A 16,896-nucleotide genomic window follows, 5' to 3' on the forward strand; every position below is an offset into this window, starting at 1 on the left:
AGATGTAATGGCAACCCGGTCGAACCGGGGATTGGGATCAGCCCGAGATTCTCAAGGCGCTTCGAACGCGCTGATTTGATTGGAACCCGATCCGCAGACTTCATCAGGGCCTGCAGCCAGAACCGTTACCTGTTGCCGGATTGCGCGTCGGATATGCCTCAAGCATGGCTTGCCGAGTCGGGGCGGTGGATATGGTGACGCCATAGCGAAGGCGTTGCGCGGTGCTGAGCAGGTTGCGGATCGCTGGTGTCGCTAGGCAGTTAAACGTAAGAATGCGCCGGTTTTGCTCAATTAAATAATGAAAATCATTGATGTCGAATTCTCATGTGTGGAGCGGCTGTCTGTTGCAAGAGAGAAAATCAGTGATGCCGCGCTGGTCGGGCGCAAGCCATGTGTCCGGCCTTCACGAGGCGGCGCATCTCCCTCGCTAAAGGCGCGGGCGGAGAGCTTCATGCGGACCTTTAATATGGAGGACATCTATACTGCCGGGTACGAGACCTTCGCAGACGTTGCCGAACGCTTGCCCAGGTTCATCGGGGATGATCCGAAATGGCAAGCGGCTGCACTCAGCCTTGGCTACGGATCGCCAACAGAATTTGAAAACCAACTCGACCAACGGGCGGCTTAGTTTGAAGCGCCTCGCTGGTCTAGCCAGAGGGGTTGCTCCAGTGCTGGGCCAGGTCTCAGCAACAATCAACACCGGACGACTCGTCGAAACTGAAGGCAACCCTATTGCGACCGGCATTCTTCGCGGCATACAACGCCGCATCCGCGCGCTTGAAGAGCTCCTCGCGCCCTTCCCCGTCCTCCCGAACTGCAACGCCGAAACTAGCGGTTACCGCGGGAGCGATGTCCGGGAGCGGAAACGAGGCAGCATCGATGGCGCGCCGGAGCCGTGAAGTGAATTCCGGGGCCTCATCGGCCTCAGGGATTACGATGGCAAACTCCTCGCCACCAATCCGACCCACAATGTCCCGCTTGCCGGCGGTGCGTTGAAGGATTGCCCCGAAGGTGCGCAGAACATCGTCGCCGGCGCTGTGCCCAAACGTGTCATTGACCCTTTTGAAGTGATCGATGTCGCAAAGAATAAGGACAATCGGAAAATCCGATCTGCGTATCACTCGATCGTAAGCATCCTCAAATCCCCTGCGATTGAGGACGCCCGTGAGGGGATCGACATCGCGCTCCAGCCGAAGACCGTCTATTACATCTGTAACAGCCGCGGCCAGGATCGCCAGAGCCAGGCCGGACCCTAATACCGCGAGCGAAAGTTGAAGCGCGTGCCAGAAGATCGACTGGCCGAAGGCCTTGGCACCCACTGGAGCAGCAGTCCCAAGGGTGAACAGCGTGCGTGGGAAGAAATGGATCGCAAACGCAAGAAGAATCCAGAACAGAAGCCGATCCACAGTGCGCGCTTGCGCAAGATGCGTCAGCCGCATTGATGTGGCTAACAAAATGAGCCCAAAGCCGAAATTCTGAATATAGACCCGCGCGAGGAGGTTTCGATCGATATAGAAAAAGTACCAGATCAAGACGCTGAAGATCGCGAGTGCTGTCAAGTCGGCGAGAACCCCCATGCTCTTTCCAGACCGCATCAACAACCCCTCGGATGCGGCGATCACGGCGGACGTGTAGAACAGGTTCGAGATGATGGCATTCAGGCCGGTATCGGCCGGAAGGTAGAAAATCTGTGTCAGGGCGCCAAACACAAACAGCATGCACGCAAGCGTGAGCACCAATAAATAATGCCGCCGCCGCTCGATCGACCATGCCCATAGAAACCCGATGCCGAAAACCAACAATGTCCCGGGTCCGATCAGTAGCAGCGCCAGGCTCGTCGTTCGTTCTTCCATATTCGTACTTTTATTCTTCAATGCACTGGCGCCAGGGCTTTGCCTGGGCGCCCGAATAACGCGTGCCTTATTCTTATTCAATTTGCCATGGCTGTTCGAGGCCGTCCCTAACTAATGTAGCAGGGCGTCGCACTAGCGCTCCAGTCTCACCCTCAGGCGCCAGTCGCGTTCCGCCAGAATTATTTGTCGGCGCGGCAATCTGCCGAGGGATGATCGTTAGTACGCGACATCCCGCATATGCGGTCAAGCGCATCAAACGGGATGCATAAGAAATACCGGACCGTAACCGAGATCTGCCTGTCGGCATGCAATTCGGCTTATACCGGTTTGCGTAAAGTATCAGGCGGCAAGAAAGGTCATTGGCAGGCGTTCATAGCCTCGTAGAACATTGTTCATAGCGAGCGTGGGCTCGCCAACCTGGATGCTCTTAACCTGCTTGGTCATCGCCGTTACGATGCTCCGAATTTCGAGCCGCGCGAGCTGCATTCCGGCGCAGGAATGGATGCCATGACCAAAGCCAACATGGTCAGTGAGGATGCGTTTGACATCGAATGTGTCGGGTCGCTCCCAACGTCGCTCGTCCCGGTTGGCTGAGGCATAGAGGATCAGGGCACGATCACCGGACGGAATGAGCGTATCGCCGACGTGACGGTCCGCGGCGGCATAGCGGGTGAATCCACGTATCGGAGACTCCAGGCGCACGGCTTCGTTGATCGCGTTCGGAATTAGGGTCGGATCGTCCCGTAGCATTTGCCACTGGTCTGGGTTCTGGCCCAGAAGATACATCAGATGACCGGTCGCGAAGATGGTTGTATCTAGGCTTGGCCCAAGATAGTCGCGCATCAGCACCTGCACCTGTTCAGGTCTGATGACGCCCTGATCCGCTGCGTCATAGAGCATGGCGACCCATCCGCCGGGCCGCACCTTGTCGCGCGTCGCTTCGTTCGCCGTATAGGCGCGCATCTCCATGATGATCGGCATGGCTGCCGCCGCTCGCTCATTATCGCCACCCAGCATATCGAAGACGGCGGAGGCCCAGCGCAGCATGTTTTCGCGGCCATGTTCAGGCATGCCGACCAGTTCGGACACGATGGAGACCGGCAAGTACTGCGCGAGATCGGCCATGCCGTCAAAGCTGCTGCGCTGAACAAGCCGATCGACGAGCGCGTCGGCCGTTTCCTCAATGCGTTCCTTCACCATGGCAAGAGAGCGGGGACTCAACGGTGCTGCCACGATCCGCCTGAGGTGATCGTGTAACGGAGGGTCGGAGGCCAGCAAATTACCTGGGGCGATCTTGTTGGCAGCTGAATTGCCCGACACGCCATGTCCGGAACGGAAGTTCACATGGTCGGCCAAGACAGCGCGAACATCCGCATGCCGGCCTATTGCCCATAACCCGTTCAACGGCAACCAGACCGCGGCTCCCAAAGCCCGTATCCGACGATAATGTGGATATGGGTCGCGGATGACCTCGTCCGAATAGATGTCGACCTCATAGACAGGCGCGCGAGACGCGCGAACGAGAGTGGGCGATCCGACCGACATAAATCCTCCTCGGACATGAATCAATGAGACGGCTGCCCGGCAAGTTTCCCTGCCCGGTCCTTCGTCGCAAGCACCCGTCTGGGAATGTTCGATAGGTGGACAGATTGACGGCAGGCTCTATAGCGGGGAAGTATCAAGCTCGGCGCTGATGTGGTTTTCGACTGGGGTCTCGAACGAATTCAGGATGCAACCCAGTGTGGTATAAAAGCCGACAATGGCTATGAGGTCCAACACGCCAGGCTTGCCCACCGCTGCCACTAAGGTACTGACGGTCGTGGGTTGGAGACGGGCGTCGCGCACCAATTCGTCGACGGACTGGACAATCACCGAATAGCGCTCGTCGTCCACCAGCCTTCCGTCAAGGATGTCGCGTATAACCTTATCGCTGACCCCGCAGGCGCGCGCTCTGACGATGTGATGTGCCCGCTCATACTGAGACTTCAGGTGATATGCGGCACGCAGAATGGCAATCTCTGTCAGATCGGCACCGAGGCAGTTCTCAACGACGACATGCTTGCGAAACCCCGCCCAAGCGCTCAGCAGCGCCGGATTGTGAGCCATGACACGATAGACATTCAGTTGTTCCGCAAAACTGCCCTTGAGATGCTCGAGTGCATCTGGCCATTGCTCGGATGGCAGTGGCCGGAAATCAGTATCCATGCTCATTGTACCTTCGTCGGCGACTTGCATCAGAGAGCGGGGCGCGCGTTTCTTACCTTATGTCAGCAGTCTTCCCAAGATTGCGAAGATCGACCTCGGGCTCCCGCAAAGTCGACATATCGAGCAGGATTCCTGCATCGATGATACGCCGACCTGCCAAAAAAGCCTGTGGGTCGTTGATGGCGTCAACGGCAATGAGCGCTGAGTTCTTGAAGTACCAGCAGGACTTCCGTTTCCCATCCGTCTCGGTTCTGAGGATCGTCTCGTCATGTCCCATCGAAAGGCCCACAATCTGCATGCGTACGCCATATTGTTCTGTCCAGAACCAGGGTCGCGGCACATAGGCGGTCCGGCGTCCGATGATATTCATCGCGACTGTTTCAGCCTGATCGATGGCATTGCCGACACTTTCCAGGCGTATCCGTCGACCGCCCATGTCGATGGACGTGCAGTCGCCGGCAGCCCAAATAGAGCTGCTCGATGTTTTTCCGAGTTCATTCGTAACGATCCCATTGTCGACGTGGAGCCCTGCCATCTCCGCGAGCTTCGTCTCCGGGGCGCCACCGATCCCCACCACAACCAGATCGCATGCGATAAGCTGGCCATCGGCCAACTTCGCAGCCTCCACCCGGTCCGATCCGTGAAGCCTGCGGATAGCGGTATTTTCAATAATGCGAACACCATTTTCTTGGTGAAGCAACCGGAAATGGCTCGCCGTCTCTGGACCGGCTACCCTGTTGAGGATCCGTGGTTGCGCCTCCACAACGGTGACGGCGAGGTTCAGGCTCCGCAAGGCTGAGGCGATCTCGAGGCCGATATAGCCGCCGCCGATGACAAGTACCGACTTGGCGCTGCTCAACTCAGCTTGAAGCACGTGGGCATCGTCAAGCGAGCGTAAGGTGTGGATGCCGCGAAGGGTCCCGCCTAATGCGGCCGGCCACTGGCGGGCGGTAGAACCTGTTGCCAGCACCAATTCATCGTAGGGAATGACATCGCCGCCCGCCAGCGCGACTTCCTTTGAAGCTGGATGTATCGAGACGATGGACTGCCCCAGGCGCAGGTCCACGGCCGACTGTTCATAAAACTCGCGCGGCCGGAGCAGCAACTGGTCCAGCTTCTGCTTGCCGAGAAGATAGCCCTTCGAGAGTGGCGGACGCTGGTAGGGCATCGTTGTCTCGGCCCCCACCACGGTGATCGTGCCGCTGTGGCCCTCGGCGCGCAGCTTCGCGACAAGCGATAGGGCGGCCTGACCAGCACCCGCGACGACAACTGAGCTTTTTTCCATGGTGCCGGTTCACCGATCAATATTGAGACGGAGGGACGGTCACCTCCAACCCGTCGAGCCCGTCGTCGATCGGGATTTGACAGCTGAGACGGCTCGTCTCCATGCGGGGAGAGCCCGTGCCTTCCAGCAATTCGTCTTCGAAATCAGACATGGCGGCAATCTTGCCGAGCCATTTCGGGTCGACATAGACGTGGCATGTCGCGCACATCGCAGCGCCGCCACATTCCGCGACGATCCCGGGAACGCCATTGTTGCGCGCCGCCTCCATGACCGAGTGGCCCGTTGCGGCGGCCACGGACATGACCGTGCCGTTGTGCAGGGTGAATAGAACCTGGGGCATCTTTGGCAATTCCTCGATGTGTAGGGGTCTGCAACGGTCAGGAAGGACCAGGGTTTGTCAGGATGATTTTGCCGAAATGTTCATTGCGCTCTAAGAGGCGATGGGCTTCGGCAACGTCCTCCAGGGCGAAGGTGGCGTGAATCCGAGGTCTCATCTCGCCTCCCGCGAGGCGCGGCAGGACGTGACTTTTGAGATGCTCGACAACCCCGGCCTTGGTAGCCAGAGGGAGCGGGCGAAGCGTCGACCCTACGAGCATCAACCGTCGGCGCAGGATGGGCTCCAGGTCTATCTCGGCCCGGCTACCGCCCTGCAGAGATATTAAGGCATAGCGCCCGTCCTCGGCCATGCAGGCGATATTGCGATCTGTATAGTCGCCGCCGACCATGTCGAGCACGACGTCCACCCCTCGCCCCTTCATTTGGCGCATGACTTCTCCGGTCCACTCAGCCGATGTCGTGTCGATAGCGAGCGCCGCGCCGATTCGCCGGCAGTATTCGGCTTTCGCAGCACCGCGCGATGTTGTGATGGGAACGGCGCCGAGGGCATGTGCCCTGGCGATGGCATGCGACCCGATGCCGGACGAACCGCCATGGATCAGTACGATGTCGCCGGCTTCCAGCCCGGCTCGCATGATCATGTTAAATTCTACAGTCATTGCAGCTTCGGGAAAGCCCGCCGCTTCCGTGTAAGACAGGTCTGGCGGGATGCTCATCACTAGACGTGCATGAGCGCGGCAGAACTCAGCGTAGCCCCCGCCATGAACCAGCGCCATGACACGGTCGCCCAGGCTGAACATCTCCGTTCCAGCCCCGATCTCCACAACATCCCCCGCGACCTCGAGCCCAAGCAGCGGGCTCGCGTCCTTCGGCACCGGATATCTCCCAAGGCGCTGGGCGATATCCGGACGGTTGACGCCGGCGGCGCGGACCGCGATCACCACCTCCCCTGGTCCCGCTTTTGGTATGTCGGCTCGGCCGACATACAAGACGTCCGGACCACCGGGCGCATCGAACAGAACCGCGCGCATAGCCGGGATCAGCTCTCGTCCACGATGGCGTTCGCCAAAGTGCCGATGCCGGTGATTTCAACCTCGATACGGTCGCCGGCCTTCATGAAGAGTTTGGGTTCGCGGAACATGCCGACGCCGCTGGGCGTCCCGGTCGCGATGATATCCCCCGGCAGCAGTTCGCAAACCGTCGAGAGATATGCAATCAGCGTCGGGATGTCGAAGGCAAGGTCCGCGATCGAGGTCGACTGCATGACCTCACCGTTGAGCCTGGTAACCATCGACTGGTCGGCCGGGTTTCCAAACTCGTCGGCGGTGACGAACCACGGCCCCATAGAGCCGCTGCGGTCAAAGTTCTTTCCTGCCCAAAACTGTGTGGTGTGGCGCTGAAAGTCACGTATCGTGCCGTCATTAAAGCAAGTATAGCCGGCCACGTGGCTCATGGCCCGCTCCGCGGGAATTGCACGACCAGCCTTCCCGATGATGACCGCCAATTCGCCTTCGAAGTCGAACCAGGTCGATACCGATGCCCGGACCATCGGCTGATCGTGACCGACCAGGGAGGAAGGATAGCGGGTGAAGATCGAAGGATGGCTCGGCGCGTCCCGGCCGGTCTCCTTGATGTGCCCCATATAGTTCAAGCCGATGCAGATAATCTTGTCAGGGTTGGTGATGGGCGGGAGGAGAGTCAGGCTGTCCAGCGGAACGGCTGCGGAGCCGGAAGCCCCCTCTGCCACATCCGACAAAACACCGCTCGCCAGGGCTGCCCGCAAATCGGGATATTGGCCGCGGATCGTTTCTCCGACATCGCGAACGAGGTCTCCGTCGACAATTCCATAGGATCGTGTGCCGTTTGCAAGCACGTACGAACAGATACGCATCTCATATGCTCCGATTGATTGTTGTAGATTTGCGAGTGCCGTCACTCTTGCCGGACGACGCTGTCCAGCCACGCACAGTTGCTGGCCGGGTCAGGTGCTCTCAACCCACGACGCGCTGCGTCGAGCCGCATCTCCCGGAGACGCTGGCGGTCGGCTGATGTCTCCGGCATATGGAGACGTTCGTGGCCCCAATAGCTTGGGCCGTCGAAGGTTTCATGGGCCTGCCAGGTGTCGGGATCGATGACACGCGCGCCCCATCCGTACTCAACGAAGAAGCCTGACGGACTGTTGGCGTAGAAGCTCATCATATGGTCGTTGGAGTGCCGGCCAAGCGTGTAGGCCACCTGCCCCTCGTTCCGTGACGCCAAGTCGTAGCCTTGCCCTACATCGTCGAGGCTGAGCAGTTCGACCATGAAATGATGGATGCCCTGCCTGCCGGTGCCAACCATCGCAAAACTGTGGTGCCGGCCGTTGATGTGGAAGAAATAAAGCTTGAACGGGGTCAGGCCGTAATCCGTGACCTGGAAACCCAGCAAATCGCGGTAGAATGGAAGCAAAGTGTCGACATCGCGGGCATGAAGAACCGCGTGACCCATGCCAAGCGATCCGGTCTTGAAGCCTGAAATAGCGCGCCCCGGAACAAAAGGGTCGCTTGCGATCTCGGGTCCGCAAAAGACCTCGATGCGATTGCCTTCGGGGTCTGAGAAAGAAACCATGCGCGCTACGTGCCGTTGATCCGCCATTGACGCGGCCTCGAGCGTTACGGCGACGCCGGCATTGTCCAGACGGTCTGCAAGCCCGGCCAATGCTTCAGGGGATTCAATCTCCCAGCCCATAAAGCCGAGGCCATCGCCGGAATCGTTGGTGACGATGAGCCGCTGCTTGCGGTCGTCCATGCGGAAAGCCCGCATCCCTCCTCCCGTGTCGAACTGCTGCATGCCCAGGAGGCTTGTCGCAAAGGATTCCCAGTCCGAGGTGCGCGCGGAGCGGATGCCAATATATCCAAGGGACGTGAGGGACATTGGGACGGGCCTTTTCAGGAGGTGCCACGCCACTAAGGGCGTGACACCCGGTGACTTGCTTACTGTGAAGACTTGTTTGCAGCTATCGCGGCCGCGAAGGCGTCGTAAATCTGTTGCCCTTCCGGGTTCTGTTCGATCCAATTTGTCTTCGCTACGCTGACGGCATTCTGCCACTCGGCCATCAATTTATCATCCGGATCGACGATGGTGACCGCGGGGTTGGCGGCAATGCGTTCGCGTGTGTCCTTCATGGACTTATCGAAGATTGCACCGAACCGCTCCGAGAATGCGGCGCCGGAAAACTTGTCGAGCGCCTCCTGCGCCTCTTTGGGGAGGGAGTCGTATTTGGACTTGTTCATCACCACCAGCATCGGCGTAGCGCCGAGCGGCACCGTGTTGTAGTGGGTAATGACATCGGCCATGCGGAATGTCTCAACTGCTCCCCACTGCGTGAGAGTTCCGGCAATAAGCCCCTTGCTGATGCTATCGGCAATCGACGGCCCCGTAATACCTCCAATCGGGACGGCGCCAAGTGCCTTGATCGCCGTCAGCAACGTCGGGCCTGGTGCGCGGAAGTTGAGGCCGTTCATATCGGCGGGCGTCGACACCGGTTTCGTTGCGGCCACGAAGTTCGGAAAGGACGCGAAGACGCCAAGCATCTTCAGTTTGTTGAAATCCCCTTTGAAGAGGCCTTTTTCGTACATCTCCCACATTGCGGCAGAGCCAGCCGTGGCATCTGGCACGAGGAACGGAATTTCGGCGACGGTGCCCTCCTGAAACCGGCCGGGCGAGTAGCCGGGGATGACCCAGGCAATGTCGGCAACGCCTTGCTCGACAAGCTGCAACTGCTGTGCGGGATCACGGCCGAGCGACCCGCCTGCGAATATCTGGACGTTGAGTGCACCGTTGGATGCGGCGCTGACGTCCTTCGCCCACGGCGTCAGTATTTCCTTGGTGACGAGGGCGACGGGCGGTTCGAAGCTGGAGAAGCGAAGCGTATCGGCCGCAAAAGCGGTGGTTGTGGCAAACAATGCCGCCGCTGCGACTAAACTGGATAGGACCTTCATCATTTTCCTCCCCTAGGCTGATGAATGACTTCACGGTACGCGCCCCACCGGCAACCCGCACTGTCCATAAGCATTTCGTCCATCAGATGGACACCCTTCAATGCAGCATCCGAGGAAGCCAAAGCGTGATTTCTGGGAACAGGGTAAGAAGCGTCAGACGCACAAATTCTGCGCAGAGGAATGGCAGGATGCCCCGATAGATTGTTCTCAGTGGGAGGGACTTGTACATGGAGTGCAAAACCATGACGTTGATGCCTATCGGCGGTGCCAGCATGCCGATGCCGATCACCACGACGTTGATGATACCCCACCAAACCAGGTCGTAGCCAAATGACTGAATCAGCGGCACCACCAGGGGAAGCGTGATCACCATGGCAGCCACCTCGTCGAAGAAGGCACCGAGAAAAATATAGAGGATCAGCAAGGTGAAGATGATGGCCTCTGGCGGAATCGGCAGGCTGGTGATGGCCGTTACTAGGAATGCCGCAGCTCCTGTGACCGCCATGAAGTATGAAAAGATGGTTGCGCCGAAAACCATCACATAGATCATTGCCGTGCCGGCGCTTGCCTCGGCGAGAACCTTCATGAAATTTTGCCAGCCAAGCTTTCGTCTCAGGAGGGCAAAGAGAAACGCCACAACGACACCGATTGCCGCCGCTTCATTGACTGTGAAGATGCCCGAATAGATGCCGCCCATGACGACCGTGAACAGAACCAAGGCTCCCCATGCCTGCTTGAGTGCCTTAATTTTTTCGGCAAGGCTGGTTTTTTCGCCCGCGGGTCCGGCTTCTGGATCGAACAAAAGTTTAATCCGTATTGCGATTATGTAGAAGGCGATTGCCATGATCGCGGGCACGACTCCCGCCGCGAAGAGGTCCAGCAATGACTGTTCGGTAAGAACGGCATAGAGGATCATGATCCCTGACGGCGGAACAATGATGCCCAGCGTTCCTCCTGCTGCCACCGCACCGGCAGCGAGATCGGAGCGATACCCTCTCGACAGCATCTCCGGCATGGCGACACGACCGAAAGTCGCGGTGGTCGCCACGCCGGAGCCGCAGATTGCGCCAAAACCGCCGCTGGCGACAATCGTCGTCGTCGCAATCCCACCGCGGCGATGTCCAATCAGAGCATAGGCAAGGTTGTAGACATCCGAGGCAAGGCCGCTTGCAGCGGCAAGGCTTCCCATCAGCATGAACAAGGGAATGACCGCGAGATCCAGGCTGGCCATCGCCGAAGCAGGCTCGCTTCCCATCAGAGTCAGCGCAGGCTCCCACCCCACGATCTGTGCGAACCCAACGACCCCTACCAGCGCCATCGATACACCGATCGGCACATGCAGCAGGATGAGGACCATCATGACGATGAACCCGATAAGGGCAATGAACAGCGGGTCCATGGCAGAACTCCTCAGCGAGGCTGGAAATAGTCAGAGATGAGGGTCGCGGCCCTCGGGGCCACTGTCGAAACGATCGGCATCGCCCCGTATGAGGGCCGCGAAATCGGCTACGAAGACCAGGAACTGGACCACGGCGGCAAAGATTATCATGGCACTCGCCACAGCCCACCACGGCCAGACAGGCCACGCGAGCACCCAGGTGCGGTCTCCATTCGCATGGAGATTCATAGTGTAGGGCACGAACTGCCAGGCCATCAGGACAATGAAGACCAGCGTGACGAGGCTGGCGAAGGTATCCAGGGCACGCTTTGTCCCGCCGCCCAGCATGGCCCCGGCCACCTCGACGGAGATGTTCTGTTTCATCGCCAGGTTGGCAGGGATGCAGGCCGAAATCACCACCGCCATGACGACGGCGCTGACATCATTGACGCCTTGAAGCGGCATCCCCGCCAACCAGCGGAGCAAGACATCCAGCGAGATCATGATGGAAAGTCCGAGCAAGCCTACAAAGCCCAGAAGGGCAAGCGTGTGGGAGGCCGCACGCAGGCGCGCTTCCATGCTTTTCATAAGGTCCTCCCACGCGCTCCAAGCGCTGCCGCAAGACTTGACGCCGTAGAGGCAGATTGCAATGAAGGTGAACCACCTGTCCACCACGCGAACGGCATAGGAGTTTTCCATTTCAACTTTCGGTTCGGTGAGATCACTCCAACGCGGCTTGGCGGTGTTGCAGGCTGTCAACCGCCACAATGGCTTGCGCGCTTCAGAAGTCGCGAAACTGGCGGGAGTACCGCGTCCGACAGCCTATCGGCTGCTCGAAACCCTAGAAGGCCTGGGCTTTCTGGTGCGCGGTCCCTCGGAGGACTGGCGCCCGACTTTGCAGACGAAGTCGCTGAGTTCAGGTTTTCGCGACGAGGATTGGGTCGCCCAAATCGCGGTGCCGCAAATGGTAAAGTTGGGTCGGCAATTGCTCTGGCCGCTGGATCTGGTGATATTCCGCAATTTCCGCATGGAAATTCGCGAGTCTACCCACAACATCAGCCCCTTCTCGGTCGATCACGGTATGGTTGGACGTGGTCTCCCCGTTCTCGAAACGGCAGGCGGGCGGGCCTATCTGGCGTACCTGCCGGACGACGAACAACGGCATGTGTTGCAAGGTCTTCGGGCTGAACTCGGCGACGCCAAGGTCGATTACCACGACGACGGCCCGCTCGACTTCATTCTAGAGCGGACCCGTCGCCTGGGTCTGGGATTCCGAATACGGGGCTTCAACGAGCGTACGATGAGCATTTCCGCGCCGATCATGGCGCTGGACCGACCTGTTGCATGCATAACCATGATCTGGATCGGATCTGCGATGAAATTCGAGGAGGCTATCAGGACTCACGGCGAAGCGCTGAAGGCCGCCGCGGGCTTGATCGCCGGCGAACTCGCTCGACTGACAGCGGAAAACAGTGCTTCGTAGCGGCGCAGGCCTGTTGCCAGTTCGGCGGGGTCGAAGACTGCTGCACAATAACGGTCCGGCCGGACGAGCATCACTTGATCGCGATGGGTGAGCAACGGGCGTGCAACGGCATCCCGCCGCATCCAGGCTCCCCCATCCCGGCCACCCAGCGCCGCACGGTCCAGCCAGACGTGGCTGAGAGGTAACCCTAGCAAGCTCTTCTGCTGCACGCACATGGCGGCTTGGTATGCGTCATCCGATTGCGTCACCAGCGCGAAGCCTACGCCCAGTCTCTCGTCAAGAGCAACCAACCCCACTTCAGCCGGAACACGCGGCTGGGGCAGCATCTCGCCCACCAGAGATCCTTCGAAGTCAGGCCGGTCAAGGTCGAGGAACAGGCCGGTCTGGTATCGCGGCTTCGGTTTGAAACGCATGTGAATGAGGTAGTCCCGGACATTGGGGAACGGCTCGAGAGCAGCAAGCAACATGTCACGGAAACGCAGCTTCTCCGCGTCGGCCGGCATGACGAAATCGCCCATCGTAACGGCCACGAGGATCATGTCCCACGCCGGCTTCCGCCTCTCCGCTTCATAACTGTCCAGGATCGAAGCGCTGGCGCCGCCCTTGACCGCAGTTGCTATTTTCCACGCGACGTTGTGGGCGTCTCTCAGTCCTGCATTCATGCCCTGGCCGGCGAAGGGCGGTGTGAGATGGGCAGCATCGCCAAGAAGGAGGACCCTCCCCTCGCGGAACCTGTCGGCTATCCGCGCATGGAACCTGTAGACCGTCTTACGAATCAGGTCCTCGCGGCGAAATGGCCGGAAAGGCTTCAACAAATCAGCCAGGAAATCGTCGGCAAGCACTTGCTCCCGGGTCTCGCCGGGAAGCAGCATGAACTCGTAGCGACGGCCCTGCCCCGGAGCAGGCACGCTCACGGTGGGACGAACGGAACTGCAGAAAAACTTCGAGTAGCGAGAGGCGTCAGGATCATCGACCATGTCGAGCACGATCCAATCCTGCTCGTAGGTCTGTCCCGACATTGCGATCCCCAGCCGCTCGCGGATCGGGCTTCGCCCTCCATCGCAGGCCAAGACCCACTCGGTTTCGATCCTGTGGCGCACGCCGTACCGGTCGATGACAGACACGACGGTCGTGCCGTCGCAGTCCTCGACGTCCGTCACCTCCGATCCGTAGAACAACCGCCCCTGCGCCTGCTCGTCGAGGCGATTGCGCAGCGCTGTTTCCAGTTCGGGCTGATAGATATACTGCCGCTTTGCAAAGCCATAGGTTTCGGGGCCGGCTCCCGTCTCGGCCAGGCAGTTTCCAGCATCGTCAAAATATTTGGAGCCGACCGCCCTGATCGTGCTCGCCAGATAGGTCTTGTCCAGCCCAAACACCTGCAGTGTGCGCGCGCCTTCGTCGTCCACCACGATAGCGCGTGGCAGATCCATGGGGCCTGGCTCCCGATCGAGCACGATGACATCGACGCCGTAGGTAGACAGAAGATTGGCTGCGGTGAGACCGGTCGGCCCCGCGCCGACAATGACCACCGGAACGTGTGTTGGGTAGGCTGGCATGCCGCCATGCTCCTGCTTGACCGTGAGTACCGTGTCCCCAGACAAAGCGTCGACATGGCTTTAGTCTACCGATCAGGCTCAAGCGTCCAACTGACGGACACTTGAGCGTCAAGGATTACGGCAGACAGCGAGAGAGAGGGAGACCCTGCCCCCTCGGTACGATCACCCTTTCTCGGCGACGCCGAACGGCGGCACCGGTCCTGCCTCTACTCGATGGAATTGAGCGCGTTGCGTATCGAAATCACGACGCGATTGACATCCTCTCTTGAGCTGGCTGGCATACCGGCCGATGCAACCCATCTCGGTCCAAGGGATGGCCAGCCCATCCAAAGGCATCGGCGCTCACCAGATCAGTTGGATGCGTACTTTCCACGCCCGGTCGGAGACCTACCGCGCAGCCCAGGCCTGCATGACGGACACACAACACCCGCCAGCCGCATTCTCGCCTTAGGGGCAATGGCACGACGTCATCATCTGATGGCCAATTCTTCTGCGCAAGCGACGGCGCCGCAAAGCGCGGAGATATCAATCTACATTGCGGCAGTGTACCGGGATCGAAGTACCTCGATGCCGACCAGACCGTCTGACGCACTGCGCCTTGAAGCGCGTGAAATTGACTAAGCGATCGGTATCGCGGATCTCATCGTGGCCAGCGGTCAAAGACCGCGTCAACAGGCCGGACATATGACTGCACCGTCCGACGGCGACTTACGCGACGAATAACCTTGCTAACCGGGCCGTTCCACATATGCATCAGACCCAATTTTGGACGCCGATCGACAGCTGTGAAGGTCCAAGTCCACCCTCGGCGGGACAATGACGCGATGAGCCGATTCATGGAGCCGGCGCTTCATGCCTCCGGCCAACGTCACCGGCGACAGATCGTCAGCTGATCTTCAGATGCGCGGCGACCAACTCGGCAACCTTGGCGAACGGGATGATGCCGAGTTCCTGCGCTTCAACGCCTGGCCCGGTGGCCAGCACCGGCACGCGTTCGCGCGTATGGTCGGTGCCATGCCAGGTCGGATCGTTGCCATGGTCTGCGGTGATGATGAGAAGATCGCCGTCACGCAGGCGGCCTGTCAATTTCGGCAACCTTGCATCGAAGGTTTCGAGCGCGCGGGCATAGCCCGAAACATCGCGCCGATGGCCCCAGCGACTGTCGAACTCGATGAAGTTGGTGAATATCAGATCACCGGATGCGGCGCGATCGCACCACGAAAGCACATGGTCGAAAAGCGCCATGTCATCCTGGCCCTTGGACACATCGGCGATGCTCTTGTACGCAAAAATATCGCCGATCTTGCCTACGGCATGGACTGCGCCGCCGGCTACGACGACCCGGTCGCAGATCGTGCCCTCAGGCGGGGCGATTGCGTAATCCTTGCGGTTTGCGGTGCGGACAAAGGCCCCCTGCGCTTCTCCGACGAACGGACGCGCAATAATGCGCCCGACATTCAAGGGATGAAAGATCTCTGCAGCAATCCGGCAGACTTCGAGCAATCGTTCGAGCCCAAAGTGCTCCTCATGCGCGGCAATCTGCACGACACTGTCGGCCGATGTATAGACAATCGGCTTGCCGGTCGCGATGTGTTCGGCGCCAAACGCATCTAGCACTTCCGTGCCCGAGGCGTGGCAATTGGCGAGCGTGCCCGGAATGCGGGATCGAGCGATCAACTTCGCCAGCAAGTCGGCAGGGAAAGCCGGAATAGTGCGCGGAAAATAGTGCCAATCGCGCGTTACTGGCACGCCTGCCAGTTCCCAATGTCCAGATTGCGTATCTTTGCCTGCGGAGATTTCCTCGGCGGCTCCCCAACTGCCGGTCGGCACGGCGCCGAGACCCGGAACCGCCTTGCCGGATGCAAGCCGGATCGCAGCACCCAGACCCAGCGCGTCGAGATTGGGAACCTTCAGTGGCCCGCTTCGGCCGTTCTCGGCATTGCCGGCAGCGCAGGCCTCGGCGATGTGGAGCAAGGTGTTCGACCCCTCATCGCCATAGCGTGCCGCATCCGGCGCGCCGCCGCATCCGACGGAATCGAGGACACAGAGGAAAACACGCGCCATTGTCAGCGGCTCAAGAAAGTTGGAAGCGTCCGAGCGATCGGCGGCGGATCAACTCTATGATCTCATAAAAAGCCCAGCCGATCATAGAGAGCAACAGGACCATGCCGATGACGACGGCTGTATCGCTGTTTTCCTGGCCGGAAGACAGGAGATAGCCGATGCCCTCATTGGCACCCATGAGTTCGCCTATGACCGCTGCGGTCATGGCAAGCGTGGTGGCAACTGCCATGCCGGCGAGCACCGCCGGCAGTGCCGAAGGCAGCTCGATATGCCAGAAGCTCTGCCAGGGGCTGAGCTTCAACACGGCTGCAAGATCTCGGAAACTGCCTTCCCCGTAACGCAGGCCGGTGACCATGCCGGACATTACGGGGAAGAAGGTGACGATCGCGATCAGCACGATCTTGGGCGTCGGCCCGATCCCCAGCCACAACAGCAACAGGGGCGCAATCGCGATCTTCGGTGCGGTCTGCAATAGCAGGATCAGCGGCGTGGCAAAGCGTTCAACGCGCGGCAAGCGCGCGAAAACGACGCCGGCCAGAATGCCGATCACCGTTCCGAGCACGAAACCCGCGACGATCTCTGTGAGTGTCACGCCGATATGCCGAAGCAGCTTGGCGTTCTCGAAGAGGAAGACGAGACGGTTGAGCACTTCCATCGGGCCCGGCAACAGATAGCTAGGGACCTGGAAAATGAAAACAATCGCCGTCCACAAGACGAGGGTGGCGATCAGACCCGCTATGCCACGCAGGATCATGC

At 59.6% G+C, this 16,896-nt stretch carries 16 protein-coding genes and 1 pseudogene; 3 read left to right on the top strand and 14 right to left on the bottom strand.

Annotated elements, in window-relative coordinates; translation table 11 throughout:
* Positions 1–298 precede the first annotated feature (298 nt).
* Positions 299–628 carry a hypothetical protein gene (locus ICI42_RS21385; RefSeq protein ID WP_188166637.1) on the top strand — a complete coding sequence of 110 codons (330 nt, stop codon included), beginning with the start codon at positions 299–301 and terminating at the stop codon, positions 626–628.
* A 55-nt stretch (positions 629–683) separates the two neighbouring features.
* On the opposite strand, the gene ICI42_RS21390 is transcribed toward ICI42_RS21385, so the two are convergent.
* From ICI42_RS21390 to ICI42_RS21440, 11 genes are all read right to left on the bottom strand, one after another.
* The gene (locus ICI42_RS21390; RefSeq protein WP_188166638.1) at positions 684–1,853 is read right to left on the bottom strand and encodes a GGDEF domain-containing protein; all 1,170 of its coding nucleotides are present in this window, start codon (positions 1,851–1,853) and stop codon (positions 684–686) included.
* Positions 1,854–2,192: 339 nt separating this feature from the next.
* Positions 2,193–3,209 carry a cytochrome P450 gene (locus tag ICI42_RS21395; protein ID WP_230980492.1) on the bottom strand — a complete coding sequence of 339 codons (1,017 nt, stop codon included), beginning with the start codon at positions 3,207–3,209 and terminating at the stop codon, positions 2,193–2,195.
* Positions 3,210–3,515: 306 nt separating this feature from the next.
* Complete coding sequence (locus ICI42_RS21400) at positions 3,516–4,058, bottom strand: carboxymuconolactone decarboxylase family protein (RefSeq protein WP_188166640.1); 543 nt, start codon at positions 4,056–4,058, stop codon at positions 3,516–3,518.
* A gap of 52 nt (positions 4,059–4,110) precedes the next feature.
* Positions 4,111–5,343: an NAD(P)/FAD-dependent oxidoreductase gene (locus ICI42_RS21405; protein ID WP_188166641.1), complete on the bottom strand. Its 1,233-nt coding sequence runs from the start codon at positions 5,341–5,343 to the stop codon at positions 4,111–4,113.
* Positions 5,344–5,359: 16 nt separating this feature from the next.
* Positions 5,360–5,683, bottom strand: coding sequence for a 2Fe-2S iron-sulfur cluster-binding protein (locus ICI42_RS21410; protein ID WP_188166642.1), 324 nt, complete (start codon positions 5,681–5,683; stop codon positions 5,360–5,362).
* Between the two features lie 37 nt (positions 5,684–5,720).
* Complete coding sequence (locus tag ICI42_RS21415) at positions 5,721–6,710, bottom strand: NAD(P)H-quinone oxidoreductase (protein ID WP_188166643.1); 990 nt, start codon at positions 6,708–6,710, stop codon at positions 5,721–5,723.
* 8 nt (positions 6,711–6,718) lie between these two features.
* Complete coding sequence (locus ICI42_RS21420) at positions 6,719–7,570, bottom strand: fumarylacetoacetate hydrolase family protein (protein ID WP_188166683.1); 852 nt, start codon at positions 7,568–7,570, stop codon at positions 6,719–6,721.
* A gap of 41 nt (positions 7,571–7,611) precedes the next feature.
* Positions 7,612–8,592 (bottom strand): VOC family protein, encoded by a 981-nt coding sequence (locus ICI42_RS21425; protein ID WP_188166644.1) that lies wholly within the window; start codon positions 8,590–8,592, stop codon positions 7,612–7,614.
* Positions 8,593–8,651: 59 nt separating this feature from the next.
* Positions 8,652–9,659, bottom strand: a complete 1,008-nt coding sequence (locus ICI42_RS21430) for a TRAP transporter substrate-binding protein (RefSeq protein WP_188166645.1) — start codon at positions 9,657–9,659, stop codon at positions 8,652–8,654.
* A gap of 97 nt (positions 9,660–9,756) precedes the next feature.
* Positions 9,757–11,058, bottom strand: a complete 1,302-nt coding sequence (locus ICI42_RS21435) for a TRAP transporter large permease (protein WP_188166646.1) — start codon at positions 11,056–11,058, stop codon at positions 9,757–9,759.
* A gap of 30 nt (positions 11,059–11,088) precedes the next feature.
* Positions 11,089–11,625: a TRAP transporter small permease gene (locus tag ICI42_RS21440; protein ID WP_188166647.1), complete on the bottom strand. Its 537-nt coding sequence runs from the start codon at positions 11,623–11,625 to the stop codon at positions 11,089–11,091.
* 127 nt (positions 11,626–11,752) lie between these two features.
* On the opposite strand from ICI42_RS21440, the gene ICI42_RS24205 reads away from it, so the two are divergent.
* Positions 11,753–12,520: a helix-turn-helix domain-containing protein gene (locus ICI42_RS24205; RefSeq protein WP_330999218.1), complete on the top strand. Its 768-nt coding sequence runs from the start codon at positions 11,753–11,755 to the stop codon at positions 12,518–12,520.
* Here the strand turns inward: ICI42_RS24205 and ICI42_RS21450 are convergent.
* Complete coding sequence (locus ICI42_RS21450; protein ID WP_188166649.1) at positions 12,439–14,076, bottom strand: bifunctional 3-(3-hydroxy-phenyl)propionate/3-hydroxycinnamic acid hydroxylase; 1,638 nt, start codon at positions 14,074–14,076, stop codon at positions 12,439–12,441. The two genes, ICI42_RS24205 and ICI42_RS21450, sit on opposite strands and share 82 nt — an antisense overlap.
* Positions 14,077–14,337: 261 nt before the next feature.
* On the opposite strand from ICI42_RS21450, the pseudogene ICI42_RS23795 reads away from it, so the two are divergent.
* Positions 14,338–14,639: pseudogene (locus ICI42_RS23795) on the top strand (Tn3 family transposase); the annotation flags it as partial.
* A 322-nt stretch (positions 14,640–14,961) separates the two neighbouring features.
* Here the strand turns inward: ICI42_RS23795 and ICI42_RS21455 are convergent.
* Together ICI42_RS21455 and ICI42_RS21460 are read right to left on the bottom strand one after the other, a co-directional pair.
* Positions 14,962–16,140 carry a phosphopentomutase gene (locus tag ICI42_RS21455; protein ID WP_188166650.1) on the bottom strand — a complete coding sequence of 393 codons (1,179 nt, stop codon included), beginning with the start codon at positions 16,138–16,140 and terminating at the stop codon, positions 14,962–14,964.
* 10 nt (positions 16,141–16,150) lie between these two features.
* Entirely contained in the window at positions 16,151–16,894 is a 744-nt protein-coding gene (locus ICI42_RS21460) for an ABC transporter permease (protein WP_188166651.1), read from the bottom strand.
* Positions 16,895–16,896: the final 2 nt, after the last annotated feature.

Origin of the sequence: Oryzicola mucosus (assembly GCF_014534685.1) — a bacterium.
In the GTDB taxonomy this organism is placed as follows: Bacteria; Pseudomonadota; Alphaproteobacteria; order Rhizobiales; family Rhizobiaceae; genus Oryzicola; species Oryzicola mucosus.